We start from the raw sequence: 23,709 nt of genomic DNA, 5'->3' as shown, positions 1-23,709 counted from the left end.
TCAACTTAGTCTTGTATTTCTATTAAATCATCACCAACAAGCTTGCGTGCCTCTGAGACAAGGGGGTCCTCTTCTTGAGAAGATTCTCCTTCTGTCTCCACACCTTCCTCATTTCCTTCGCCCGGTGCCGCTTTTTGCTTTTGCACAAATTCTTCCCGGACTTCCTGCCAGTTGGCCTCAGGAATAGGAATGATGGCTAACGGCTTCCCTGTAAATTCTGTGAGCAGGGGTTCAATCGTTTTCTGATGCTCAAGTGCTAAAGAACAGTGAATATCGTACCTGAATGCTAATACGAGCGCTTTAGGAGAGGCAGCTCTTGGTTTACTGTTCAACAATGTGGCATGAGCTGGAGCGTTACTTTGTTTTAAAGCTTCCATAAAGTCCGCCCACCGGTTTTGGACCTTCTTAATTTCTTCTTTAGATGCTTCATTTAAAACTTGGCGGATTCGCTCATATGGAACATTATAACTTCTCCTGCCGGATTTTGCAGGTGTGCGCTTTGGTTTTTGAGGAGTCTGCTCCTGCTGAGACTGTACTCCTTTTTGCTTAAGTGAACTTAATTCCTTCTCAAGTTCATTCAGTTTCTTTGAGAGTTCCCTGACGCTTTCAGAATCCTGAGCAGGTGCAGAGGCAGGTGCCGCTTCCGGTTTTACTTCTACCATATTAAGTAGAGCAATCTCTATAAATACTTTTGGACTTGTGGTCCATTTCATTTCTTGCTGACACTGGTTCAGTTCACGGATCGCCTTCTGTATCCAATAAGCGGAAAGTTCTCCGGACAATTTACGAAATGTATCATCAGGTAGCGCTCGTTCTAAGTTATGCGCCAAATCTGGAGCACTTTGAAAGAGCAGTATATCCCTCAAATAGTAGATCAAATCAAAAACGAAGCGTCCAGGATCCTTTCCTTGCTGAATCAAATCATCCACAGCTTCTAACGCATCTTTTACTTCATGGTCATGCAGCGCCTGAACGACCTCTGCCAGTCTGCCTTGAGATACCGCTCCTGTAACGGCAAGCACATCTTCAATCGTTACTTCCTCTTCACTATAAGAGACAGCTTGGTCAAGCAGACTTAAGGCGTCCCTCATTCCGCCTTCCGCCGTAAGAGCTACGATCTCTAATGCTTCTTCAGCAATCGAGATCTGTTCGGAAGCTGTTATCCCTTGCATACGCTCAACCATCGCTTTTTGTGAAATCCGTTTAAAATCGAAACGCTGACAGCGCGATATGATTGTTAAAGGAATTTTATGGGGTTCTGTTGTTGCTAAAATAAATATGACATGCTGAGGAGGTTCTTCCAATGTCTTTAGCAGCGCATTAAAAGCTCCCATGGAAAGCATGTGAACTTCATCAATAATATATACTTTGTAAGTTACCGCACTGGGGGCATATTTGACCTTATCCCGGATCTCCCGAATTTGTTCCACTCCGTTGTTAGAAGCGGCGTCAATTTCAATGACATCGGATATGGATCCATCTTGTATGCCTAGACATGCTGAACACTCATTGCACGGTTCCTTGGCAGGGGAACGTTCGCAGTTAACCGCTTTAGCAAAAATTTTCGCAGCACTGGTCTTTCCTGTACCACGAGGCCCTGAGAATAAATAAGCATGAGAAAACTTATCCTGCTCAATGGCATTTTGCAATGTGCGTGTAATATGAGTTTGTCCAACTACATCTTCGAAGTTTTTCGGGCGCCAGACACGATACAAAGCCTGATAGCTCATATAACCGTTCTCCCTTTTTAGTCTCTTCTCCATTATACCTGATTGGAGGTTTGGATGTGAACCTTAGACATTTGAGTGTTTAAGATATTTCCTATATAAGAAGGCTCAGTTAACCCTCAGTGTTGATCTTGCAGTTAAGCTCCCATTACTCGAAGACTCAGTTTCGAGATATCTCGTGAGAGAGTTAGGTCCTGCGGGGAACGACTCGCTTTCCGTGGGCATGTGCTGAGCCTCCTCAAGCTAACGCTTTCCGGGGTCTCACCGATCATGTTTATCCCACAGGAGTCTCCCCGTTCCCCTCCGGACCTGGCCGAATCTGATACTCGAAACCACCTAACACTCTATTTGTTTGATGAGAAAAAGCATGGGGTGATGAGGTTATTTTCATGCTAGAATGATGTGAAAGAGCTTGTTATGGAAGCATTTTAGAACCTATTTAGGAGGAGAACCTTCTCTCTTGAAAAGGGTCCGTTATTCTCACGTGGCTCGGTTTCCGTAGCCATCCCCTCTCTATATCAGTAACGGACCCAATTTATCTCGAAACTGAGTCTTCCACAATCCGGCCCTTTAGTTTAATAAGTCCCTTTTGAAATAACATAACCACGTTTAACAGAACCTATAAAAAAAGCTGTTATGACATAATATCATAACAGCTTTCTGGGTAATTCTTTATGTAATGCCGTGCACCCACCTTCGATGGCGAGGCCCCAAGCGTTACTCATGGTTGTGGCTCTATCCAGGCACTCCCGCGGCACACGAGATGATCAGCTTACTGCTGCTTCCTTCCGGACCTGACAGGGTTCACTGGTTCTCGTTGCGCAGGACCTGAATGTCAACACCACTCACATGAGGCAGGCCTTGAGACCTTGCCACCTCGGGTGGGAATTCGGCCTCGCTATAGCGGATTGCGAGTATAGGGCACCGCTACCTCCCCGCTTAGCACGACATTACTATTATATCGAGGCATAACGAATAATGCAATCCCTTTTTTAAAAAATGATTATGAGCTGGGTTTATTCTTTTTCTGAGAACGGATTTTCCTAAAGAAATCAGTCAGCAGCTGGCCGCACATATCCTCCAATAAGCCGGGAACCACTTCAGCTCGATGATTAAAGCGATCATCCTCTAATAAATTCATCAAAGTTCCTGCACATCCGGCCTTGGGGTCTTTAGCTCCATAAACCACTCTCGGTATCCGCGACTGCAGAATTGCTCCTGTACACATCGGGCAAGGCTCAAGCGTGACGTAGAGGGTACAATCTTCCAGACGCCAACTGCCGATGACTCCGTTCGCCCGTTCAATTGCAATGAATTCTGCGTGGGAAGAAGCTAACTGAGAACTTTCTCTTTGATTATATCCCCGGGCAATCACTTCATCATGATGAACGATCACAGCTCCAATCGGGACCTCTCCCTCAGCTTCCGCTTTTTTAGCTTCTTGTATAGCTAATTGCATATAGTGTTCATCGTTATTCATAGAGCTCTCCTTCTAAAAATGTAAGTGTTATTCCCCTTTTCCTTCTCATACATTTATAAAGATGAGAAAGGAGTGATTTACATGCAGATCCACGTGGTCCAATCAGGGGAGTCTGTATTTTCGATAGCTAACCTCTATGATAGTACGCCAAATGCGATCATTGATGCAAACGAACTGGAAACCCCGGGTGATCTGGTTGTAGGGCAGGCAATCGTGATCCCTATTGTTGGTCAGTTTTATTTTGTCCAGCCCGGCGACAGTTTATATTCCATTGCCAGGCGGTTTGGAACAACAGCTGAAGAACTCGCTCGAGTTAACAACCTACAAGTGAACCAGCCTCTTCAGCCGGGTTTTCGATTATACATTCCGGAACAACCACCTGTTAACACTTCAACAAATGCTTATATTGAACCTTTCGGCGGAGAAGTTTCGGACACTTTACAGTCTTCTGCAGAAAACCGGGCACCTTTACTTTCTTACTTAGCACCGTTCAGTTATGAAATTCAACCTGATGGTTCCCTGAAAGCTCCTCCTCTGGATGATTTTAAAGCCATTGCTGATAACAATGACGCTTCTTTAATGATGGTCGTCACAAATCTAGCTGAAGATGGATTCAGCGCAGAATTAGGCCGGACAATTTTAACGAATGAAGATCTGCAAAATACTTTGCTCGATAATATTATCCAGACGACCCGTGAAATCGGATTTCGTGACGTTCATTTTGATATGGAATTTCTGCCTCCGGAATTAAAAGAAAATTATAACCAGTTTCTAAGAAAAGCGAAAGAGCGTCTATCGGCCGAGGGGCTTCTTATGTCTACAGCCCTTGCTCCTAAAACGAGTGCCGATCAACAAGGCCTGTGGTATGAAGCACATGATTACAAAGCACATGGGGAAATTGCAGATTTTGTTGTGCTGATGACATATGAATGGGGCTACAGTGGGGGACCTCCTCGAGCGGTCTCACCTATAGGACCTGTTACAGAAGTCGTCGATTACGCTTTGACCGAAATGCCTGCTGATAAAATTCTGTTAGGCCAGAATCTATACGGCTATGATTGGACTCTGCCTTATGAACCAGGAGGAGAGTTCGCCAAAGCTGTAAGCCCGCAAAGAGCCATTCAGATTGCACGGGAAAATAATGTGAATATATCTTATGATCAGGAAGAACAAGCTCCCTTTTTCACTTATACAGATGCGTCTGGAAGTGAACATGAAGTATGGTTTGAAGACGCAAGGTCAATTCAACAAAAGTTCGACCTTATTAAAAATCGAGGATTAAGAGGAATCAGCTATTGGAAACTGGGATTGTCCTTTCCTCAAAATTGGCTGCTCCTAAGTAGTCAATTCAATGTAGAAAAAAACCAATAATTATTTCCGCTCCAGACAGGGAGCAGAGATATCTTAGGCTGTCTGAAAGCGGAATTTAAAAGCTTACTTTAATCAGAAGGAACAAAAGCAACCACTCTATGGTTGATTTCTGTCTGATGGTAAGCTTCTTTTAATCCTTTCTTCTCAATATCCTCCTTTGAAACCATACGGTAAGGAATCTGTACTTCAAATGAATACTCGAGAGGAAAAGGCCTTAAAGATACCTGTTTTTCGTCTACCCAATGCGGCATGATGCCGCCAGGAGCAAAATCGAAGGACTGCCTGAATCCATTTTTAAACCAGGATACTTCCTCCTCCTTAGAAATACCAGGCTCCTGCATGCAGATATACAGAGAAAGGTCATCACAAAATTGAAGCCTTTCAAAATGGAGCTGATAAATATCCTTAGGAATATCCCTCTTCATTGCCTGGTATAAGTTCTTTTGTCTCTCCTTTTCATCCGCTAAAAAAGCACGAATCTCAGGATCCTCACTATCCTCCGAAAAAAAAGATTGATAGTGCATGCTGCAGAGCATCCCGGCATACAGAGACTGATCAGCAGCCTCCTCGATACCTCGCTGATAAGCCTCAAGTTTCTCAGTGAGGGGATAGTCTATAAACGAGTAAGGTCTATTTTTTTCTTCATTCCATATTGGATCTTTATCCAGAGGAATCCACGCGCGGTCATGCTGGGAAACCGCCCAGTCCGCTTCTTCTCTAAGTTTGGAACGGAGCAAAAAATCTTTCTTCCAGTTTCGTACGATCTGCCCAGAAATCTTAGCGTGTTCATGTTGTTCAATCATTAAAAAATGGTGTTCCTGTTCATTAACAATCATCGACTTCCTCCTTCATCTCTCACTTATGTACAGCTGTTTGTTAGTGCTATACTCTTAACAGAGGTGATCTATATGAAATTCCCCGTAAAAAAGAATCCCATTCTTATCCTGTTCGTTTTAGCTTTAATACCTCTTGGCATAATTGGACTATTTACAGAAGGCCTTGCCGAAGGGTGGGTCGGTCTTATCATTATGATTGTTGTCTCCATCCCTCTACTATGGGCACTCATCCGTTCTTACCACGAAATCACCGAAGACTCATTGATCGTGACGTTTGGTCCTATTATTAAAACCATTCCCCTATCTGAAATTCAATCTGTTTCCTACACGTACAATCCCCTCTCCAGTCCAGCCTGGACCTTTAAAAGAATCGCAATCACCCAGTCTCATTATAAAACGATTTTGATTTCAGTACCACAAGATGATAAAAAATTCAAAAAATTATTGGAAGCTAAATGTCCTTTGGCAAAAATTGAGTTGCCTGTCTATAGAAAATAAGTCACGAGGAAGAGATCCTCGTGACTTATTCTTTAAGGTGATACGATATTTATTTTAGGAGTTTGAGGGATTCTCGATTAAATGCCGGGATATCATCCGGATTACGGCTTGTAACCAGCTGGTTCCCGCAAACCACAACTTCTTTATCTTCGAAGTTTACTCCTGCATACTCCATATCTACAGCAATAGATTTGAAACCTGTAGCTTTACGGCCTTCCAGGGACTTAGCAGTAATTAAAAGCTGCGGACCATGGCAGATCGCAAAGACCGGTTTTTTCTCATCCATGAAATGTTTAGCGAATTTGACAAACTTTTCATCTCCGCGTAATTGATCGGGTGAGAATCCTCCGGGAATCAATAGGGCATCAAAATCTTCCGGCTTCACATCATCGACGGAAGCGTCAATTTTAACAGTAGCATCGCCCTGCTTACCTGTTACTTCTTTCCCGGCTTCCCATTCTATAGTGGTCACTTCATGACCTTCACTTTTAAACTCATCTACGGGTTTAGTATACTCTACATCTTCAAACATAGATGTTACGACACAAGCGATTTTACTCATATTCAATCATCTCCTTGAATGACATAGTTAATTTTTAACACATAGGATGTCTTCCCGTATGGGGTAAAGTTAAACCTGTTCGACTTCAAAAAAATGGATAATCAACCTTCGAAATCTTTCATGGAAAACTGTTGAAAAGTGTTGTCCTGCTGATTTTTATATACCGTTCTGCCTGCGATGGTATTGATAATATGGACGTTACGATGCACAGATAGTCCAAGGTTTGTTGCTCCCGCTCCGTGCGAATGGACCAGGTTGGTTAACGTGAAAAAATGGTGATTGCGGTTATCGTTAAAGACCAGCTGATAATCCCTTGTAACCTTAAATACGTTTTCCCCTTCCCATTCAATGGCGTCCTTAAAACGATTCATAAACCATGATGGAATATGAGGCTTGTATCCAAGAGCCAATACTACTTTTTCCGAATGATACGTATAATCGACATCTTCCTGCCATTGCTTACAAGACAGTTCATACCCGTCTTCCACAGCTTTAATTCCCTGAACTTCCGTCATAGGCTGGATTAGAACCCGACTGTCTCTTTGACCGGCTGTCCGGTGGTACAATTTCGTATAAAGCTGAGTTAATGTTTGTGGATCAATTCCATTCCGAAGCGGCTTCAATGTTTCTAATGTCTGCTCCCGCTGCTCAAAGCTCAAGTTATGAAAATAATCAACATAGGATGGGGTGAAAGCTTCTTGAGCAAATTTAGCTTTATCTAAAGAAAACAAACCGCCTGACCTTGTTAACAAGGTCAACTTCATATCCTGGCGTTCCTGCTCCTCTAATAAATCAAGGAACACTTCAACGGCACTTTGACCGGACCCTACCACCGTTACATGCTTTGCTTTAAGCAGGTTTTGTTTTTCGAACAAATATCTGCTGGTGTGAAGAACATCTTCATTCGGTAGATCCTCCATACCGTCTAATACGAGAGGTTCGTTTCCTGTACCAAGAACGACATGTTTCGATTTCACGTATTTTCTTTCACCTGTTGCTTTCTCTTCTACAATCACTTCATAATGTGGATGCTCGGCATCTTTCTTATCCATAATGTCAAGCACCGTATGTCCGAAGTACAAAGAACCGAGCTGATTCGCTACCCATTGCATATAATCGTTGTATTCCTGTCTTGGGACTTCGAAATGACGGTGGAAAAAGAATGGGAACATCCGGTCATGCTCATACAAGTAGTTCATAAATGTATAAGGGCTTTTTGGATCAGCAAACGTCGCCAAATCAGCGAGAAATGGAACTTGTAAATCCATCTTTTCGATTAACATTCCCGGGTGCCATATAAATTCGGGCGTTCTCTCAAAAAATACCGCCTCTATATCGTCTGCCTGATCTGCTAATGCGGCCAGTCCAAGATTGTAAGGACCAATGCCAATGCCAATCAAATCATATATTTGTTCATCCATATAATCACTTCCTCTGTAACCATCACTTTACCCTATGATGATTGGTTTGATTCTTTCCAAAGCTGCTCCATAAAGATAACTAAGACTGTTCCTACTAATAAACCATTACTCATTAAGTTTTGCACAATACCCGGAAGTCCCTGGAATACTTCAGTGGGCAGAAACATTAATCCTATTCCTAATAGAAAGGAGACACATAAAATCGTTAATCGTCTTTCATCCAGGTTTTCACTCGCAATATTACTCAGCCCAAGTCCCATTAATTGAACAAACGTCGCTAATAAAGCAGCGTTTGCCACAGGCGAAGGAATGCCGGAAATAAAGGCGACCAGGGGTGGAAAGAATGCGATGACGACCATCATCATAGAAGCGTATAAAAAAGGCCGCTTCCTCTTTTGCCCTGTCAAATTAATAAAGCCTGACGAGGAAGCAAGCGGAACATTCGCAATGGATGAAAACATAGCGGAGACCCCGTGGGTAACTCCTAAAAAACTACTTCCTAGATTGATCTGATTGTATGTAAAAGTCGGCTTTCCATAAATAGAATGGCTGACAGCCACAACCGAGGCTACGATATTGGATAAAAGAATGACGGCTGTTATAAAAGCAAGAGGAATCACATTCCATTCAAAAACAGGGGGTCCCCAGGCCAGCCATTCCGGAACGGAAAATGCCCCAAGGTTTCCCGTATCCTTCGGAGAAGTTCCAATTATGGCTTCATATACAAGCCAGCCGGCTCCAATCCCGAGCAGAACAGCATAACTCCTCAACCATCCTTTTCCGAATATAGACAATCCTAATACTAATAAAAACGTAAGAAAAGCTACAGCTGCCGGACCCAAATGGATGGACTCAACCTCCTGCTGAATTCCTAACATTCCCCTCAAAAAAGTACCGCTCAATTGAACGGTAAGTAAAAATAAAAAAGCACCGGTTACGAGAGGTGTAAACACAAATAAAACCCGGTGAGCCAAGCGGAAAACACCGAATAATAAAAGAAAGCCCCCTGTCCATAACATAGCTGCCTGCAGGGTTTGGAGAGTTTCCATATAACTTTTTCCAGCTTCGGCACCCGAGTAGGCCATGACAGCAAAGATACTAATCCATAACCCAGCAGGTCCTTCCATAATAGGCAGCCTGTGGCCGAACATTCCCTGTAAGAAAGAGGTTACGCCAACTACAAAAAAAGTGCGCTGCATTAAACCAGCAACTTCCGCAAAATTCAAATTAAAAATTGATCCGATAACGATAGGGAGTGCCACTGCACTTGCCAGTAGAAACACAAACCACTGGGAGGTCTCAAGGGCTGTCCCTGTTCGAGAATTAGGTCGTTCACTCATAGGTCACACCTGCATTTTCTATTCAATCATTTTCCTTTAATTTCTTCTATTATCCTAACATAGCGTTTCGCTGAATGTCTTAACCGATGCTCTGTGTTTCACGTGAAACACGTTTCTGCATGTGTTCAGAAAAAAAGTGCGCACAGAACTCTGTGCGCACCTTGATCATCAGGATTATTTTTCTATTCTTCTAAAGTTGAAGTATCACCGGTAGGCAGCCCAAGCTCCCAGGATTTCAGTAAACGGCGCATAATTTTACCACTGCGCGTTTTAGGGATGGTATCCTTAATTTCAATCTCTCTAGGGGCAGCGTGAGCACTTAGTCCTTTTTTAACGAATTGACGAATATCTTCAAGTAAATCATCTGATTCTTCATATCCGTCTCGAAGTGTTACAAAAGCTTTAATGATTTCACCGCGTTCTGGGTCAGGCTTTCCAATAACCCCTGCCTCCGCTACGGCTTCATGCTCAATCAATTTACTTTCTACTTCAAATGGACCAACGCGTTCTCCGGAAGTATTAATTACATCATCCAGACGTCCCTGGAACCAGAAGTATCCTTCTTCGTCCTGATAAGCACTGTCCCCAGATACGTACCAGCCGTTTAAGAAGTAACTTTCAAACTTCCCTGGATTATTCCAGATGGCACGCATCATGGATGGCCAGCCTTCTTTAATAGCAAGGTTACCCATTTGATTAGGAGGCAGTTCATTCCCTTCATTATCTACGATAGCCGCAACAATGCCCGGGAATGGTTTACCCATTGAGCCTGGACGTATATCCATAGCCGGATAGTTACAGACCAGCATCGCTCCGGTTTCAGTCATCCACCACGTATCATGGATGCGCAGGTCAAAGGCTTTAAGACCCCAGGTAATAACTTCAGGGTTTAGTGGTTCCCCGACACTTAGCACATGTCGTAAGGAAGAAAGGTCATGCTTGGCAGCCGCTTCTTCTCCTGCACTTAGCAACTTACGAAAAGCTGTTGGAGCTGAATACCAAACAGAAACATTTTGCTCAGAAATGGTTCCGTACCAGTCATCTGGACTAAATCTGCCACCGCGGATTACGTTCGTTACACCGTTAAGCCAAGGCGCGAATATACCGTAGCTTGTACCCGTTACCCAGCCGGGGTCAGCTGTGCACCAGTAAATATCGTCCTCTTTCAGATCAAGAACCCATTTTCCTGTCTGATAGTGCTGGATCATGGCATTGTGAACATGATAAACGCCTTTGGGCTTTCCTGTAGATCCAGAAGTATAGTGAAGGAGCATGCCGTCCTCGAGGTCTACCCATTCGATATCAAATTCTTCAGAAGCCTGATCCATTTCTTCTTCGAAAGAGATGTAGTTGCCAGGAGCATCTCCTCCAACGAGGACTATTTGCTTCAAGTTGGGCAGATCTTCGACTGGAACCCTGTCTAGAAGATCCGGAGTTGTAACAAGCATAGTCGCTTCACTGTCCTCCAGACGATCTCTTACCGCTTGTTCCATAAATGCTTCAAATAACGGACCTGCAATGGCTCCAACCTTAAGTATTCCAAAGAAAGCAGCATAGAACTCGGGACTTCTGTGCATAAACAGGAATACACGGTCGCCTTTTTCTATATTATGTTTTTTTAATACGTTCGCAAATTGATTACTCTTTACTTTTAAATCTTCAAACGTCAATTTTTCTTCACGTTCAGGTGATGTATAGATCAAAGCTGCCTGATTTTTCTTCTGTGGATCTTCTGCATGTTTATCAATCGCTTCATAAGCGATATTTACATTTCCAGTCTTACTCCATGAGAAATTACTTTTCACATCATCCCAATTGAATTGTTCGTACGTTTCTTTGTAGTTTTCCATGTTGTGGTTGCCTGATCGAGCTGGTATTGGTTGCATGTCCATAAGATCACCTCATTAGATTGTTTTTTGTAACCGTTTTCTAAAGATGGGGTAAGAAAACCCTGAAAATTCAAATCAGAGTTTCTAGGATGTTTTCTGAATATTTCATGATTTATTTACTATTCTAGGTTACTTCCATCTATTTTTAAAGTGTTATGCCCAAGAATTTACATAAAAAAGCCGGGAATACGACTGAAATTGACAGTTCTAAAAGGGATTTATATAATAAAAATAGTGTTAGAGCCTATAAAAATAGAGGTTTCTTAGCCAACCCCTCTATAAAAAACTAAGGAAGCTGAAGAACCAAGCCGCAGCCCTTAGGGTTGCGGCTTTTATAATGGAATTAACTTCCACCTCAGGTCATCCAGAAAATGGATGACCTGAGGTGACCACTATATTTTTGCTAGGAGTGTTCATAATGCCTGGACGTAATGAAGACGATTTAAACCTTTCTCTGCTCGGAAATCAAGGAACGGCCTATTCCTTTGAATATGATCCGGAGGTACTGGAAACCTTTGAGAACCAGCATCCAAACCGTGATTATTTTGTGAAATTTAATTGCCCTGAATTTACGACCCTCTGCCCCAAAACCGGTCAGCCGGACTTTGCCACTGTTTACATCAGCTATATTCCCGACCGTCTAATGGTGGAAAGTAAGTCATTAAAATTATATTTGTTCAGTTTCCGCAATCATGGCGACTTTCATGAGGACAGCATGAACACCATTATGAATGATTTGATTCAGCTTATGGACCCACGTTATATCGAAGTATGGGGTAAATTCACGCCAAGAGGAGGAATTTCCATTGATCCTTACTGTAACTATGGGAAGCCCTCTACTAAATTCGAACAGATGGCCGATCACCGCTTGATGAATCATGATCTCTATCCGGAAAAGATTGATAATCGGTAACGGTAAAAAGGGGGAAGTCTAGATGAGTGAAAAAGATGTCATCGCACGAACCAGTTCGCCAAATACAATTGACTCATTGACTAAAGATTTATATAAATTAGGGGTAAAACCCGGCGATACGCTGCTTGTTCATGTTTCTATGAAGTCCCTGGGCTGGGTCAGCGGCGGCCCGCAGGCCGTTATTCAAGCCTTAATGGACGCCCTGACAAGTGAAGGTACACTGGTTATTCAAACGCATTCTCCTACTTTGTCTGATCCTGCTGAATGGCAGAATCCTCCCGTTCCCGAACACTGGCACGAAACGATTCGCCAAACCATGCCAGCTTATGATCCTGAAAAAACACCTTCTACTTATTTAGGAGTCATTCCTGAATTATTCCGGAAGTTTCCGAATGTTCACCGGAGTCAACATCCCACCTTTTCTATTTCAGCCTGGGGTAAGAATGCCAGCGAGATTACTAGTGAACATCCTTTAGATTATTCATTAAGTGATCATTCTCCACTCGGCAAAACTTATCAATTAGATGCAAAGGTGCTTTTATTAGGCACAGGTTATGACGCCAATACCTGTTTTCATTTATCAGAATACCGGTCAGGTACTCGTAAACTGAAAGAAAATGGGGCTCCTCTTCAAGTAGAAGAGGCTGCAAAATGGACTGTTTATAAAGATATTGAGCTTGATGATGATTCATTTGAAGAAATAGGAGAGCACTTTGAGAAAGAAAGAATGGTTGTTACCGGAAAAATTGGCCAGGCTCACTCCAGATTGTTTTCCATGCCTGAAGCGGTGGATTATGCCGCAGAGTGGTTGAAAAAGAAAGATCATTAAAAAAAGGGTGCCGACTCCGGCACCCTTTCGTTTTTTATTTTTTATCATTTTTATATTGCATATAAGCGACCTGTGTAACAAGGAAGTCTTCCATTCCATGTTTTCCATCAGCCCCGCCAAGGCCTGACTTACGCATACCTGCGTGATACCCTTGCACTTCTTCAAAGTTCTCACGGTTCACATACGTTTCGCCGAATTTCAGTTCATTGACTACGCGCATAGCTTCATTTAAATCATCGGTGTAGACGGAAGAGGATAGACCATATTCCGTATCATTTCCTTTTTCGATAGCCTCATCGAGCGTGTTGAAGGTAGTGATTGGAATAACCGGACCAAATATTTCTTCCTGCATAATCGTCATGTCATGCGTGACATTGGTTAATATCGTTGGTTTATAAAAATAGCCTTGATCCTGATCGCCGCGTTCGCCGCCAGTTTCCACTTTTGCCCCTTCGTCTACGGCTTGTTTTACCATACTTTCCACTTCTTCCAGACGATCCTGGCTCACAAGTGGACCTACATCAGCATCTTTATTCTCACGAGGGTTGGCGAGTGTGCAGGCTTCAAATTTATTTTTAAGCTGTTCAATTAAGTCTTCTGCTTTGCTTTCGTGCACATAAACTCGTTCGGCGTTCGTACAAGCCTGACCATTATTAGCAAGTCTTGAAGTCAGAATGCTTTCGACAGCAATATCAAGATCTGCATTGGCTGTTACAATGGCAGGAGCCTTGCCACCTAGCTCAAGATTTACCTTGGTAATATTTTGAGCGGCTGCTTCCATGACCTTCGTACCGGCCCCAACGCTTCCGGTCATCGAGATCATGTGTACATTTTTGTGAGACGCTAACGTATTACCGATTTCTGATCCTGTGCCTGTAATCAAGTTATATACGCCTTTTGGTATTTCTTCCATGCCATCAATGATTTTTGTAAATTCCATAGCTGTGTTCGGGGTCTGCTGACTCGGCTTCAGTACAATTGTACAGCCTGTCACAAGAGCGGTAGCTACTTTCCTTGCCAAAATAAACATAGGGAAATTCCAAGGTACAATCCCGGCTACCACCCCGATAGGTTTTTTATAAATGAATATATTTTCATTCGGACGGTCACTTGGAACGACGTCCCCTTCAATTCTTCTCGCCCATTCGGACATATATCGGAAATAATCTATCGCTAAATCAATTTCTCCGCTGGCCAGTTCATAATCTTTTCCTTGCTCTTCCTGTAAAAGATCAATGAATTTCTCGCGATTTTCTTCGATTTGATCGCCAAGCTTTCGTACAATCTTTCCTCGTTCGATATTTGGGGTAAGTTCCCACTCTTTTTGAGCACCAGCAGCAGCGCTTACGGCACTCTCTACATCATTTTTAGTGCCTTTCGGTATTTGAGAAATAACTTGTTCGGTTGCTGGATTAAGAACTTTAATCCATTCATTGCCTTCAGATTCTATATATTGACCATTAATATATAATTGATGTGTCTGCAAAATAGTAACCTCCTGATTTGGTATTTATCCAATGCATTCCACCTGTTTACAAATTATAAACAAGCAGATATGTTATCCTTGAAGGTTTAGTAAAAGGGGTATGAACCCTGAGCGATAAGAAAGGAAGGAAAACAATGAAAAAACAAAATCAAATGTTTATCATTTTAGGACTTGTAGGTATTGGCAACATCATCGCATCTATTATTTTACTGTTCACGATTCAAGATCCCTTGGTATCCATGGTTTTATTCGTGTCTGGAATATTCCTCATTATTGGAGGCTATGCAGACCGTAAAGAACGTATAAAGCAGTCAAAACGTAAAGGGTAAGCTAATTTTCCATTAAAAAAAGCCCTGAAATCAGGACTTTATTTCCACTCCAGTATGTAACCTTTCACTGTTTTCTTCCCCTCTTCCCCGCTGTTTTGTACCGCTTCAAAGTAAGGGTATTCGTTGTCTAAGTGATACTGTATGGTCTCCGGTTGCAGATAAAGCTTGTACTCGAGATCATTCACCTTATGCAAAGTTATATCGGGTACAGTGGTTTGATCACCTTCATCTTCCACGAGAAGGATATCAATGTGATCAAAACCATTGGTAATTAAACGATCTTTTAGATTCATATGCGGGATTCCTCCATGAACTTATTCTATTTTACGATACCCCCGTGCACTTCCCGACAAACTTTCCATTATATGTACAAAGCGGGAGATATTCCCGCCCATTATTTTAATACCCGTAACCACGGCCACCTACATAAGATGCACCAATGATAACCAAAAGGATGAACAATACTACTAGTAGGGCGAAACCGCCACCGTATCCTCCGCTCATTTCATTCCCTCCTCTCTTGCTTACTTTACTACCATATTCAGTTCCGGAAGGGATGACAGGGCAGGAGCGGAGTTTTTTATTTTTGGGCTCTGTTAGCCCTAATTAAGTAACCGTCCACCTTAAAAATCGAAAACGACTCTAAATAAATGGAAGGTTTCTTTTATAGCCTTTACTCATTATATAGGGAAAAATCGTCTTATTCCGAGCCAGGCAAAGTATAAAGACTGGGCAAAGAAAGCCATTCCCCATAAGGGTGCAGGTATAAATTTTGTAGCACGTGCTAAGTTGGCAGCGTCACCAGCCTGCATAGGGGACACGAAACTAATCCACATAATCTCAAAAGCGCTTGTTACCGCTTCTACAAAAACAAGGGATGCTAAAAATACGAGCACATATTCAATAAAGGTCTGGTTACCACTTCGCAACAGCCAGATAAATCCTGCCCCGAAAGTAATGACCCAGAAGAGTCCGTAACCATTTCGCACCCAAAAGACTAGATTAACCGCTAAAAAAGCAATAAGAATATAAATCATCCACTTATACTGACCCTTGGAAATTAAATAAAAAAAGAGGAATGCAAAAAAAGAAGCAAAGACATAACCTGAAATACTGGTTAGGAAATGACTGATCCATGACGAATGCCCCGTCAATGTGGTTCCAGAAGTGTTAGGAAGCAAAGAAATTCTGCGCACCTCGCCTCCCGTAATGAGGGCCGTTAACGAATGACCACTTTCGTGAATCATCGTGTTCAGAATCGCAAAGTACTTTCCAACTATAGGCATTTGAGTTAGTAACAAAGCCACGATGAGTCCAAGAATGATTTGTGTTTTCATTGGTGATATCCTTTCTTTTCTTAATATCTTTTCTTTGTACTTCACTTTTCTCGAGCGATATAATGTTCTATAGTGGAAACCACGATAAGGAGGCAGAAAAGATGCAAATAAAGCTGTTACGTTTACTTGCCTTCCTCATTATAATTGTACCATTCGCCGGCTGTTCTGCTTCTTCGGAAGAGAAAAAGAGCTTGACTATTTCAGCAGCTTCCAGTTTAACAGACGTCATGAAAGAATTAACCGATACATATGAAAATAATCATAACGTTAGCATTCAATTAAATTTAGCCAGTTCCGGCAAACTGGCCCGTCAAATTGAACAAGGAGCACCTGTGGACGTGTACTTGTCTGCTAATCAAAAGTGGATGGACCAGCTTGAAGCTGGTAAGCAGATTGAATCTGCAACTCGGCGGAACTTCACTTCTAACCATCTCGTTATAATCGGATCGAAAAGCAATAACGAATTAACATCCTTGCAAACTTTAGGGAATCTTCCACCTGAATCACAAATAGCAGTGGGAGAACCCGAAAGTGTTCCTGCTGGTTCTTATACGAAACAGGCCCTCCAAAAGATTCATCTTTGGGATTTAATCGAAGAGCAGCTGGTTTTTGCCAGTGATGTACGCCAAGTCTTAACCTATGTAGAATCCGGGAATGTATCTTATGGAATCGTCTACAGAAGTGATGCTAAAATATCAGACCAGGTTAGAGTGCTGACAGAAATCGATCCTGAATTACATAAACCGATCGTGTACCCAGGGGCTATTTTATCAGACAGTACGCACAAGCAAGAAGCCACTGATTTTTTAAACTTTCTCAGTAGGAAAGAAGCAAAAGAGATTATGAAAAAATACGGATTTCAATCGTAAGCAGGAAGTGAATGTTGACTATGAGCTATTCTCCTCTATTCTTATCTTTAAAAATTGCAGCCATTGCCACCCTGCTTGTTTTTATAGCCGGGGTTATACTTGCCCGAGTCATTTCCAGGAATTTATTTCCCGGGAAAAGTATTCTAGAATCTGTATTTTTACTACCACTTGTTTTACCACCCACCGTAGTAGGTTTCGGTCTGCTTTATCTATTTGGGAAAAACGGAATACTGGGTAAATGGCTAATGGACTGGTTTGGGGTTCAAGTTGTTTTCTCCTGGATAGGGGCTGTTATTGCTGCAGTGGTGGTTTCATTTCCTCTTATGTATCAGAGCGCTTCGGCTGCGTTTCAAAATTATGATTCAAACGTAGAGAATGCGGCTTTAACGATGGGGGCTTCCAGGCTGAAGGTTTTCTTTACGATATCCTTACCTTTGGCATGGCCGGGACTGCTGGCCGGAACGGTTCTTTCCTTTGCCCGGGCACTTGGAGAATTCGGGGCTACCTTAATGATTGCAGGATATATTCCAGGCCAGACGGATACCATTCCGTTAGCCATCTATTTCGCGGTTGAAGCTGGACGGATGGAGCAGGCAAAAATGTGGGTTCTTATTATTGTAGCCCTGGGTTTTAGTTCCACCTTATGGTTGAATTGGTGGACTAGGCGTAACGTACTTTTGTTCAATCGTAAATCTTAGCAGGAGGCCTTATCTATGCTAAATCTTGATTTTCAAAAACGTCTCAATCACTTTCTACTTGATATAAAGGCTTCTTTTCAAAACGAAATCATCATTTTATTTGGCCCCTCAGGCTCTGGAAAAACGACTACTCTTAACTGTATCGCTGGTCTGAGTCACCCGGACGAAGGCCATATTGAGCTGAACGGAGAGAAACTCTTCGACGGAAGATCCAAAGTTCCGGTTCAAAAACGGCGTATTGGCTACTTGTTTCAGAATTATGCTCTGTTTCCTCATATGACTGTCCAAAAGAACATCCAATATGGTTCCAATGATGATGAATTAGTCCAGCAATTAACTGAAGTAGTTGGTATTCAACATTTGATGACAAGCTACCCTCATCAAATATCAGGTGGAGAAAAGCAGCGAGTTGCCTTAGTCCGCGCTCTTGCTACTAAGCCCAGGGCTTTGCTACTGGATGAGCCATTTTCTTCTCTGGATCGACAAACGAAGGATCAGTGCCACCAGGAACTACTCCGCCTTCATAGCAGGTGGCAAATCCCTATCATCCTCGTAACTCATGACGAAGAGGAAGCTAGAAAACTAGGAGACCGGATCCTTCCCATTGATCAGGGTAATCTAGGATCTCCAGACGAATTTTGGTAAGGAATCATTTTTTATTATTTTTAAATAATATGTTATGATAAATTCATAAGACATATACTTCTTTAAATACCTGTAGATTAAAGTATTGTCTCTCTCGGGCGTTGGAACTCTGTTCTAGCGTCTTTATTTTTGTATAACTTTTCCAAAATTTGTTTATATTGAATCTAGGATTGTAAATTGTTAATAATAAGAGCAAATGGCTTACTTCTCCTCCACCATTTCTGCAGGTAAATCTGCGGTTTTTTTTGTACAAGAAAAGACCCGGCATCCATGGAAGGATGACGGGTCTTTTCAGTTACGATAATAATGCCCCCGGCAGGATTCGAACCTGCGGCACACGGTTTAGGAAACCGATGCTCTATCCCCTGAGCTACGGGGGCAAAAAGCGTACATGTAATATTATACAAAACATTGGCTTGAATGAAAAGTGAATTCTTCTCAAATTCCTTCCTTCCTGTTACTTCAACTCTACGGATATGATAAAATATAGTTTGTCTGTCTGAACGCTCAGGATAGTTATCATTATAAGCCGTTCCCCCAGGTCGCTTTTCTCTATAGTTTGAAAAGATTCGATAGGGTGTGCGTGCTTTTCTTAATTGAGTTTGAAGGAGGAGAAGAGATGGGACATATACCTTTCATTGCGGTTGAAGGGCCCATTGGTGTTGGGAAAACGTCTCTGTCTAAAAAGCTCGCCTCCCAGTTTGATTTTCATTTGCTCAAGGAAATCGTTGAGGAGAATCCGTTTTTAGGCAAATTTTACGACAATATTGAAGAATGGAGCTTCCAAACCGAGATGTTCTTCTTATGCAATCGGTTCAAGCAGCTGGAGGATATCGAACGGAAGTATTTGCAGTTAGAGAAGCCCGTTATAGCCGATTATCATATTTCTAAAAATATGATTTTTGCACGACGTACTTTAAGAGAAGATCAATTCCAAAAGTACTCTCAGATTTTTGACATATTAACGCACGATATGCCGCGTCCGAATATCATTGTTTATCTGCATGCTGGTCTTGATACCCTGTTAGATCGTATTCGTATGCGAAACAGGGATGTTGAAGCCAATATTCAACCCTCTTATTTAGAGCAGTTATCCAGGGACTATGAGGACTTCATGAATCACTTTGAAGCGGCTCATCCTGATATCCCTGTCATTCGCTTGAATGGCGATGATATTGATTTCGTAAAACATCAGGATGATTTAAATTATATTGTTGAACTTGTAGAGCAGCACTTAAATAAAGGAGAAGTTATTAAATGAACGCACGTGAACGCTATGGAATACCACATGACAGCGTCATTACAATTGCAGGCACAGTTGGAGTAGGGAAATCTACCATGACGAATGCATTAGCTGATGCCCTTAAATTTCGTACTTCTTTTGAAAAAGTAGAAACCAATCCTTACCTTGATAAGTTTTATCATGATTTTGAACGTTGGAGCTTCCATTTACAAATTTACTTTTTAGCTGAACGTTTTAAAGAGCAGAAGAAAATCTTTGAATATGGCGGTGGATTTATTCAGGATCGTTCGATTTATGAAGATACAGGCATTTTCGCCCGTATGCATTATGAAAAAGGAACGATGTCTGAAATAGATTACCAAACGTACAAGAATTTATTCGATGCCATGGTCATGACTCCCTATTTCCCTCATCCGGATTTATTAATTTATCTGGAAGGATCATTTGATGACGTTGTCGATCGAATTAAAGAGCGAGGACGGCCAATGGAACAGGAAACGCCTGTCGAATATTGGGAGGAAATGTTCAAACGTTATGAGAATTGGATTGAGAATTTCAATTCCTGCCCAGTTCTTCGGCTGAATATAGCGGACTATGATGTGTTAAATGATGAAAACAGTATTGAACCGGTTATGGAAAAGATAGGACATTTTATCCAACAATCCCGCAAATGGCGTTCCAGCCACTTGCTCACCTAAACAAAAGCCTGAAGAGATCAAATCTCTTCAGGCTTTTTTTCATGCCTTATGGACATGTGGAGTAAGTAATATATGGGAAAACATATCCATAAAGAAAGGAGAATACATTCCATGAAAGATCGATTCATTCCCGTTACATCCGTGGCCAGTGGAACAGAGCAACCTGTAGCTGCAGATATCCACTGCCTGCCCTTCCAAGTGGTAAATGTTCTGTTCGCAGGAAGATAGCGCCTTTAGAAGTTTGTTAATTACTGTTACGTTTTAAAATTTCACAAACTAAAAAAGCAGCCTTCGAAAAGGCTGCTTTTGTTCTATAAATCTCCAATATTATGCGCTATTGTTGATAATAAAATGGCGGAGGAGGAGGGATTCGAACCCCCGCGGGGCGTAAACCCCCTGGCGGTTTTCAAGACCGCTCCCTTCAGCCAAACTTGGGTACTCCTCCGTGTGACCGACAATGAATATAATATCACGGCTGAGTAAGCCCGTCAATATATATTAAAAACTTTTTTCATTTCTGTAGAAAAGAGAGGAATTTTGTCGTTTCATCTTTTCTCATTATAAGAACCTTCACGTGTATAGTCAATTTCCTTAATTCTAAAGCCTGTTAAACCTCCAACTTAATCTTCCAGTAAAGCTCCCTTTTCTGTAAGACTAAGTTTCGAGATATTTAGGCTGAGAGGACAGTCCTTCGGGGGATGATTTCGCTTTCCGTGGGAATGCGCGGAGCCTCCTCAGGCTTTGCCTTACGGGGTCTCCCCTGTCATTTTCATCCCACAGGAGTCTACATCATCCCCCTCCGGACTTTGCCAAATCAGAAGCTCGAAACCGCTTTACCCTTCACCGCTTGAGAATAAATACTACATGAGCTTTATCCTTTTATCAGGCTGAAACTATGGGATAGAGCCTGTTATATAAGCATTCCAGACAGGTTAAGGAGAACAGAATTCTCTTTTTCCGAAGGGGCAGTTCTTCCTAATAAAGCTGGGGCTGGTGGGGAAATGGCGAGACTCCCATGGGAGAAGGAACTAGGTAAGATCCCGCAGGGAGTGACAACGAGCGAGGAAGCTTACCGTTCCCCCATAGGAAAGCGAGCTATTTCCCCACCAGCCCTTCTCCAAATATCGTAATGGACCAGAATTATCTCGAAACTGAGTCTTCAACTATTCGGCCCTATAGTGTAATAAGACTTTTATAAAAACAAACGATAGCGCTAAATAGCGCGTTAAAAAAGCCGCTCCGGCAAGTTTGCTCGGTGCGGCTTTTTTATAGGGTATAGGCTTTATACTATCGAATGAACTCTTTACCACCCATATATGGACGAAGTACTTCAGGGATCTCTACAGAGCCATCCTCCTGCTGATAATTCTCAAGAATCGCAGCTACTGTACGTCCCAGGGCAAGCCCAGAACCATTTAAAGTGTGAACAAATTCCGGCTTTCCTTTCTCTTCACGACGGAAACGAATACCAGCGCGGCGAGCCTGGAAGTCTTCAAAATTAGAACAAGAACTGATTTCACGATACGTCTCGTAGCTTGGGATCCATACTTCAATATCGTATTTCTTAGCAGCTGTGAACCCAAGATCACCTGTACACATGCTCATCACACGGTATGGCAGTTTAAGCAGCTGCAGAACCTTCTCAGCATGGCCGGTTAGTTCTTCCAGCACCTGATAAGAATCCTCTGGTTTAGCTAGCTGAACCAGTTCAACTTTATTGAATTGGTGCTGGCGGATCAGACCTCTCGTATCCCGGCCTGCAGACCCCGCTTCTGAACGGAAGTTGGTGCTGAAAGCTACAAACTTCTGTGGAAGATTCTCACTGGATAGGATCTCTTCACGATGGTAGTTCGTTACCGGAACTTCCGCTGTTGGCACTAAGAAATAGTCCCAGTCTTCAATTTTAAATGCATCCTCTTCAAATTTCGGAAGCTGTCCAGTCCCTGTCATAGAGGTGCGATTCACAAGTTGAGGAGGGAGCATTTCCTGATAGCCATGTTCATCCGCATGTAAATCCATCATGAAATTCAATAGCGCTCGCTCCAGACGGGCACCAAGTCCTTTGTAGAAAACAAACCGGCTCCCCGTAACTTTAGATGCACGTTCGAAGTCCAGAATATCGAGCTCCGTTGCTACATCCCAGTGGGCTTTGGCTTCAAAAGTAAAGGCTGGAAGGTCTCCCCACTTTTTCGCTTCCACATTATCTTCTTCATCTTCTCCAACAGGAACACTTTCATGGGGGATGTTAGGAATAGATAGAAGTAAGGTTTCTAATCGCTCTTCCACGTCTTTGAGTTCAGCATCCAGATTCTTGACCCGATCTCCTACTTCACGCATTTCTTTAATCTTATCATCCGCGTCCTGCTTTTCCTTTTTCAATTGAGATATTTCTTTAGAGACTTCATTACGGCGAGCTTTTAACTCCTCCGTCTCTTGAATCAGCTCCCGGCGTCTTTCATCCAAGTCTCCAAAGGCATCCAATTCGGATAAGTCCTCACCGCGTTTATTCAACTTCTGCTTCACTTCTTCAAAATTCTGGCGTAAGTACTTCATGTCCAGCATGTGGATCCTCCTCATTCAAATTAATTAATATAAAAAGCTCCCGTCCCTTGTAAATAAGGGACGAGAGCTTGATTATGCTTCCCGCGATACCACCCAAGTTGAAGATTGAAGATCAATCTTCCGGCTTAACTCATAACGGTGAGCACCGGTTCGACTTACTGTTATTCAGTCGAACACTCAAGGATGGATTCACACATCTTTTTCATCAGTTCTCACCAGCCACTGACTCTCTTAAAGAAAAAGGATGATGCTACTAATTCCTATCATCGCGTTAATTATTAGCTATTGTGTCTAATAACATTAGCGGATATTCAATCATAATGCAAGTGATTTTTTAGACTCTTCCACCATTTTAACAAAATGAGCGGTCATTCGATGATCTTCGGTCAATTCAGGATGGAAGGAACAAGCCAGGTAACCATCCTGTTGGGCAGCTACGATATGTCCATTATACGTAGCTAATACTTTACCGGATTCACCTACTCCTTCAATATAAGGAGCACGTATAAATACGGCATTGTATCCTTCAGCCACACCTTCGATATCGAGATCCACCTCAAAGCTTTCTCGCTGCCTTCCGAAGGCATTACGGCGCACGTTGATGTCCATCAGTCCTAAATGTACGTCATACGATCCATCAATTTCTGATGCAAGCAGAATTAATCCTGCACAAGTACCAAAAATCGGCTTTCCCTGTTTGCCGAACTCATGAAGTGGCTCTAGAAAATTATACTTGTCAATCAGACGTCTCATTGTGGTGCTTTCACCACCGGGAATAATGAGGCCATCAATATGCTCAAGCTGTTCTACCTTTTTCACTACGACACTTTCTGCACCTGAAGCTTCGATGGAACGTACATGCTCACGAAAAGCTCCTTGAAGTCCTAATACACCGATTGTGGTCATGATGCATGTCTCCTTTAAATCTATCCTGAATCATTCTATAAACGATGAATCAATCGCGGATGAGAACTGT

Annotated in this window: 23 protein-coding genes, 2 tRNA genes, 1 other RNA gene and 1 other annotated feature; of the genes, 10 read left to right on the top strand and 16 right to left on the bottom strand. The window is 42.4% G+C overall.

The window, feature by feature from the left end:
* Nucleotides 1-5: 5 nt before the first annotated feature.
* The 3 genes from dnaX to tadA form a co-directional block, all read right to left on the bottom strand.
* Nucleotides 6-1,730 (bottom strand): DNA polymerase III subunit gamma/tau, encoded by a 1,725-nt coding sequence (gene dnaX / locus HBHAL_RS00195; RefSeq protein WP_014641332.1) that lies wholly within the window; start codon nucleotides 1,728-1,730, stop codon nucleotides 6-8.
* Nucleotides 1,731-2,409: 679 nt separating this feature from the next.
* An RNA gene (ffs, locus tag HBHAL_RS20515) (signal recognition particle sRNA large type) lies at nucleotides 2,410-2,675 on the bottom strand.
* A 55-nt stretch (nucleotides 2,676-2,730) separates the two neighbouring features.
* Complete coding sequence (gene tadA / locus HBHAL_RS00190; protein WP_014641331.1) at nucleotides 2,731-3,207, bottom strand: tRNA adenosine(34) deaminase TadA; 477 nt, start codon at nucleotides 3,205-3,207, stop codon at nucleotides 2,731-2,733.
* Between the two features lie 81 nt (nucleotides 3,208-3,288).
* Here tadA and HBHAL_RS00185 point away from each other — a divergent pair, with 81 nt between their 5' ends.
* The gene (locus tag HBHAL_RS00185; protein WP_014641330.1) at nucleotides 3,289-4,578 is read left to right on the top strand and encodes a LysM peptidoglycan-binding domain-containing protein; all 1,290 of its coding nucleotides are present in this window, start codon (nucleotides 3,289-3,291) and stop codon (nucleotides 4,576-4,578) included.
* Nucleotides 4,579-4,646: 68 nt separating this feature from the next.
* On the opposite strand, the gene HBHAL_RS00180 is transcribed toward HBHAL_RS00185, so the two are convergent.
* Nucleotides 4,647-5,414 carry a DUF3891 family protein gene (locus HBHAL_RS00180; protein WP_014641329.1) on the bottom strand — a complete coding sequence of 256 codons (768 nt, stop codon included), beginning with the start codon at nucleotides 5,412-5,414 and terminating at the stop codon, nucleotides 4,647-4,649.
* Between the two features lie 72 nt (nucleotides 5,415-5,486).
* Between HBHAL_RS00180 and HBHAL_RS00175 the strand changes: the two genes are divergently transcribed.
* On the top strand, nucleotides 5,487-5,912 hold the full coding sequence (locus HBHAL_RS00175) for a PH domain-containing protein (protein ID WP_014641328.1): 426 nt from the start codon (nucleotides 5,487-5,489) through the stop codon (nucleotides 5,910-5,912).
* Between the two features lie 49 nt (nucleotides 5,913-5,961).
* On the opposite strand, the gene HBHAL_RS00170 is transcribed toward HBHAL_RS00175, so the two are convergent.
* The 4 genes from HBHAL_RS00170 to acsA all read right to left on the bottom strand — a co-directional run bounded on the left by HBHAL_RS00170 (nucleotide 5,962) and on the right by acsA (nucleotide 11,127).
* Complete coding sequence (locus HBHAL_RS00170; RefSeq protein ID WP_014641327.1) at nucleotides 5,962-6,474, bottom strand: type 1 glutamine amidotransferase domain-containing protein; 513 nt, start codon at nucleotides 6,472-6,474, stop codon at nucleotides 5,962-5,964.
* A 101-nt stretch (nucleotides 6,475-6,575) separates the two neighbouring features.
* Entirely contained in the window at nucleotides 6,576-7,895 is a 1,320-nt protein-coding gene (locus HBHAL_RS00165; protein ID WP_014641326.1) for a lysine N(6)-hydroxylase/L-ornithine N(5)-oxygenase family protein, read from the bottom strand.
* 32 nt (nucleotides 7,896-7,927) lie between these two features.
* Nucleotides 7,928-9,235, bottom strand: coding sequence for a purine/pyrimidine permease (locus HBHAL_RS00160; protein ID WP_014641325.1), 1,308 nt, complete (start codon nucleotides 9,233-9,235; stop codon nucleotides 7,928-7,930).
* Nucleotides 9,236-9,417: 182 nt separating this feature from the next.
* Nucleotides 9,418-11,127, bottom strand: a complete 1,710-nt coding sequence (acsA, locus tag HBHAL_RS00155; RefSeq protein ID WP_014641324.1) for an acetate--CoA ligase — start codon at nucleotides 11,125-11,127, stop codon at nucleotides 9,418-9,420.
* A 415-nt stretch (nucleotides 11,128-11,542) separates the two neighbouring features.
* Here acsA and queF point away from each other — a divergent pair, with 415 nt between their 5' ends.
* Together queF and HBHAL_RS00145 are read left to right on the top strand one after the other, a co-directional pair.
* A complete protein-coding gene (gene queF / locus HBHAL_RS00150; RefSeq protein ID WP_014641323.1) occupies nucleotides 11,543-12,037 on the top strand; it encodes a preQ(1) synthase in 495 nt (164 codons plus the stop codon).
* 22 nt (nucleotides 12,038-12,059) lie between these two features.
* Nucleotides 12,060-12,866: an aminoglycoside N(3)-acetyltransferase gene (locus tag HBHAL_RS00145; protein WP_014641322.1), complete on the top strand. Its 807-nt coding sequence runs from the start codon at nucleotides 12,060-12,062 to the stop codon at nucleotides 12,864-12,866.
* A gap of 34 nt (nucleotides 12,867-12,900) precedes the next feature.
* Here HBHAL_RS00145 and aldA read toward each other — a convergent pair whose 3' ends face one another.
* Entirely contained in the window at nucleotides 12,901-14,352 is a 1,452-nt protein-coding gene (gene aldA, locus HBHAL_RS00140; RefSeq protein ID WP_014641321.1) for an aldehyde dehydrogenase, read from the bottom strand.
* Nucleotides 14,353-14,486: 134 nt separating this feature from the next.
* On the opposite strand from aldA, the gene HBHAL_RS00135 reads away from it, so the two are divergent.
* Entirely contained in the window at nucleotides 14,487-14,681 is a 195-nt protein-coding gene (locus tag HBHAL_RS00135; RefSeq protein ID WP_014641320.1) for a hypothetical protein, read from the top strand.
* Nucleotides 14,682-14,719: 38 nt separating this feature from the next.
* On the opposite strand, the gene HBHAL_RS00130 is transcribed toward HBHAL_RS00135, so the two are convergent.
* The 3 genes from HBHAL_RS00130 to HBHAL_RS00125 all read right to left on the bottom strand — a co-directional run bounded on the left by HBHAL_RS00130 (nucleotide 14,720) and on the right by HBHAL_RS00125 (nucleotide 16,018).
* Nucleotides 14,720-14,974: a hypothetical protein gene (locus HBHAL_RS00130; protein ID WP_014641319.1), complete on the bottom strand. Its 255-nt coding sequence runs from the start codon at nucleotides 14,972-14,974 to the stop codon at nucleotides 14,720-14,722.
* A 106-nt stretch (nucleotides 14,975-15,080) separates the two neighbouring features.
* Nucleotides 15,081-15,185, bottom strand: a complete 105-nt coding sequence (locus HBHAL_RS20625) for a YjcZ family sporulation protein (RefSeq protein WP_087946016.1) — start codon at nucleotides 15,183-15,185, stop codon at nucleotides 15,081-15,083.
* A 176-nt stretch (nucleotides 15,186-15,361) separates the two neighbouring features.
* A complete protein-coding gene (locus tag HBHAL_RS00125; RefSeq protein WP_014641318.1) occupies nucleotides 15,362-16,018 on the bottom strand; it encodes a M50 family metallopeptidase in 657 nt (218 codons plus the stop codon).
* A 101-nt stretch (nucleotides 16,019-16,119) separates the two neighbouring features.
* Here HBHAL_RS00125 and modA point away from each other — a divergent pair, with 101 nt between their 5' ends.
* From modA to HBHAL_RS00110, 3 genes are read left to right on the top strand one after another with little or no spacing between them, the layout of a single operon-like run.
* Nucleotides 16,120-16,887 carry a molybdate ABC transporter substrate-binding protein gene (gene modA / locus HBHAL_RS00120; RefSeq protein ID WP_014641317.1) on the top strand — a complete coding sequence of 256 codons (768 nt, stop codon included), beginning with the start codon at nucleotides 16,120-16,122 and terminating at the stop codon, nucleotides 16,885-16,887.
* 20 nt (nucleotides 16,888-16,907) lie between these two features.
* The gene (gene modB, locus HBHAL_RS00115; RefSeq protein WP_041601126.1) at nucleotides 16,908-17,585 is read left to right on the top strand and encodes a molybdate ABC transporter permease subunit; all 678 of its coding nucleotides are present in this window, start codon (nucleotides 16,908-16,910) and stop codon (nucleotides 17,583-17,585) included.
* A 15-nt stretch (nucleotides 17,586-17,600) separates the two neighbouring features.
* A complete protein-coding gene (locus HBHAL_RS00110) occupies nucleotides 17,601-18,230 on the top strand; it encodes an ATP-binding cassette domain-containing protein (RefSeq protein WP_014641315.1) in 630 nt (209 codons plus the stop codon).
* 307 nt (nucleotides 18,231-18,537) lie between these two features.
* Here the strand turns inward: HBHAL_RS00110 and HBHAL_RS00105 are convergent.
* Nucleotides 18,538-18,610 (bottom strand) — tRNA-Arg (locus HBHAL_RS00105).
* Between the two features lie 239 nt (nucleotides 18,611-18,849).
* Between HBHAL_RS00105 and HBHAL_RS00100 the strand changes: the two genes are divergently transcribed.
* Both HBHAL_RS00100 and HBHAL_RS00095 read left to right on the top strand, forming a co-directional pair.
* A complete protein-coding gene (locus tag HBHAL_RS00100) occupies nucleotides 18,850-19,491 on the top strand; it encodes a deoxynucleoside kinase (RefSeq protein WP_014641314.1) in 642 nt (213 codons plus the stop codon).
* Nucleotides 19,488-20,171 carry a deoxynucleoside kinase gene (locus HBHAL_RS00095; protein ID WP_014641313.1) on the top strand — a complete coding sequence of 228 codons (684 nt, stop codon included), beginning with the start codon at nucleotides 19,488-19,490 and terminating at the stop codon, nucleotides 20,169-20,171. Before HBHAL_RS00100 ends, HBHAL_RS00095 begins: the two co-directional genes overlap by 4 nt.
* 352 nt (nucleotides 20,172-20,523) lie before the next feature.
* Here HBHAL_RS00095 and HBHAL_RS00090 read toward each other — a convergent pair.
* The 3 genes from HBHAL_RS00090 to pdxT form a co-directional block, all read right to left on the bottom strand.
* A tRNA-Ser gene (locus tag HBHAL_RS00090) sits at nucleotides 20,524-20,616 on the bottom strand.
* An 842-nt stretch (nucleotides 20,617-21,458) separates the two neighbouring features.
* Nucleotides 21,459-22,733 (bottom strand): serine--tRNA ligase, encoded by a 1,275-nt coding sequence (gene serS, locus HBHAL_RS00085; RefSeq protein ID WP_014641312.1) that lies wholly within the window; start codon nucleotides 22,731-22,733, stop codon nucleotides 21,459-21,461.
* 53 nt (nucleotides 22,734-22,786) lie between these two features.
* Nucleotides 22,787-23,009 (bottom strand) — a binding site (T-box leader).
* Between the two features lie 39 nt (nucleotides 23,010-23,048).
* Entirely contained in the window at nucleotides 23,049-23,639 is a 591-nt protein-coding gene (gene pdxT, locus HBHAL_RS00080; protein ID WP_014641311.1) for a pyridoxal 5'-phosphate synthase glutaminase subunit PdxT, read from the bottom strand.
* Nucleotides 23,640-23,709: the final 70 nt, after the last annotated feature.

Origin of the sequence: Halobacillus halophilus DSM 2266, from assembly GCF_000284515.1 — a bacterium.
In the GTDB taxonomy this organism is placed as follows: domain Bacteria; phylum Bacillota; class Bacilli; order Bacillales; family Halobacillaceae; genus Halobacillus; species Halobacillus halophilus.
Note: the sequence above shows the minus strand (reverse complement) of the source record. Positions and strands in the feature narration are given on the sequence as shown.

Excerpts from the sequence above, each read along its gene's own strand:
- HBHAL_RS00100 (WP_014641314.1), top strand. The coding sequence starts at position 18,850 with ATGGGACATATACCTTTCATTGCGGTTGAAGGGCCCATTGGTGTTGGG.
- tadA (WP_014641331.1), bottom strand. The coding sequence starts at position 3,207 with ATGAATAACGATGAACACTATATGCAATTAGCTATACAAGAAGCTAAA.
- HBHAL_RS20625 (WP_087946016.1), bottom strand. The coding sequence starts at position 15,185 with ATGAGCGGAGGATACGGTGGCGGTTTCGCCCTACTAGTAGTATTGTTC.
- HBHAL_RS00095 (WP_014641313.1), top strand. The coding sequence starts at position 19,488 with ATGAACGCACGTGAACGCTATGGAATACCACATGACAGCGTCATTACA.
- modB (WP_041601126.1), top strand. The coding sequence starts at position 16,908 with ATGAGCTATTCTCCTCTATTCTTATCTTTAAAAATTGCAGCCATTGCC.
- HBHAL_RS00165 (WP_014641326.1), bottom strand. The coding sequence starts at position 7,895 with ATGGATGAACAAATATATGATTTGATTGGCATTGGCATTGGTCCTTAC.
- HBHAL_RS00175 (WP_014641328.1), top strand. The coding sequence starts at position 5,487 with ATGAAATTCCCCGTAAAAAAGAATCCCATTCTTATCCTGTTCGTTTTA.
- HBHAL_RS00135 (WP_014641320.1), top strand. The coding sequence starts at position 14,487 with ATGAAAAAACAAAATCAAATGTTTATCATTTTAGGACTTGTAGGTATT.
- acsA (WP_014641324.1), bottom strand. The coding sequence starts at position 11,127 with ATGGACATGCAACCAATACCAGCTCGATCAGGCAACCACAACATGGAA.
- modA (WP_014641317.1), top strand. The coding sequence starts at position 16,120 with ATGCAAATAAAGCTGTTACGTTTACTTGCCTTCCTCATTATAATTGTA.
- dnaX (WP_014641332.1), bottom strand. The coding sequence starts at position 1,730 with ATGAGCTATCAGGCTTTGTATCGTGTCTGGCGCCCGAAAAACTTCGAA.
- queF (WP_014641323.1), top strand. The coding sequence starts at position 11,543 with ATGCCTGGACGTAATGAAGACGATTTAAACCTTTCTCTGCTCGGAAAT.
- HBHAL_RS00160 (WP_014641325.1), bottom strand. The coding sequence starts at position 9,235 with ATGAGTGAACGACCTAATTCTCGAACAGGGACAGCCCTTGAGACCTCC.
- HBHAL_RS00110 (WP_014641315.1), top strand. The coding sequence starts at position 17,601 with ATGCTAAATCTTGATTTTCAAAAACGTCTCAATCACTTTCTACTTGAT.
- serS (WP_014641312.1), bottom strand. The coding sequence starts at position 22,733 with ATGCTGGACATGAAGTACTTACGCCAGAATTTTGAAGAAGTGAAGCAG.
- HBHAL_RS00185 (WP_014641330.1), top strand. The coding sequence starts at position 3,289 with ATGCAGATCCACGTGGTCCAATCAGGGGAGTCTGTATTTTCGATAGCT.
- pdxT (WP_014641311.1), bottom strand. The coding sequence starts at position 23,639 with ATGACCACAATCGGTGTATTAGGACTTCAAGGAGCTTTTCGTGAGCAT.
- HBHAL_RS00180 (WP_014641329.1), bottom strand. The coding sequence starts at position 5,414 with ATGATTGTTAATGAACAGGAACACCATTTTTTAATGATTGAACAACAT.
- HBHAL_RS00130 (WP_014641319.1), bottom strand. The coding sequence starts at position 14,974 with ATGAATCTAAAAGATCGTTTAATTACCAATGGTTTTGATCACATTGAT.
- HBHAL_RS00125 (WP_014641318.1), bottom strand. The coding sequence starts at position 16,018 with ATGAAAACACAAATCATTCTTGGACTCATCGTGGCTTTGTTACTAACT.
- HBHAL_RS00145 (WP_014641322.1), top strand. The coding sequence starts at position 12,060 with ATGAGTGAAAAAGATGTCATCGCACGAACCAGTTCGCCAAATACAATT.
- HBHAL_RS00170 (WP_014641327.1), bottom strand. The coding sequence starts at position 6,474 with ATGAGTAAAATCGCTTGTGTCGTAACATCTATGTTTGAAGATGTAGAG.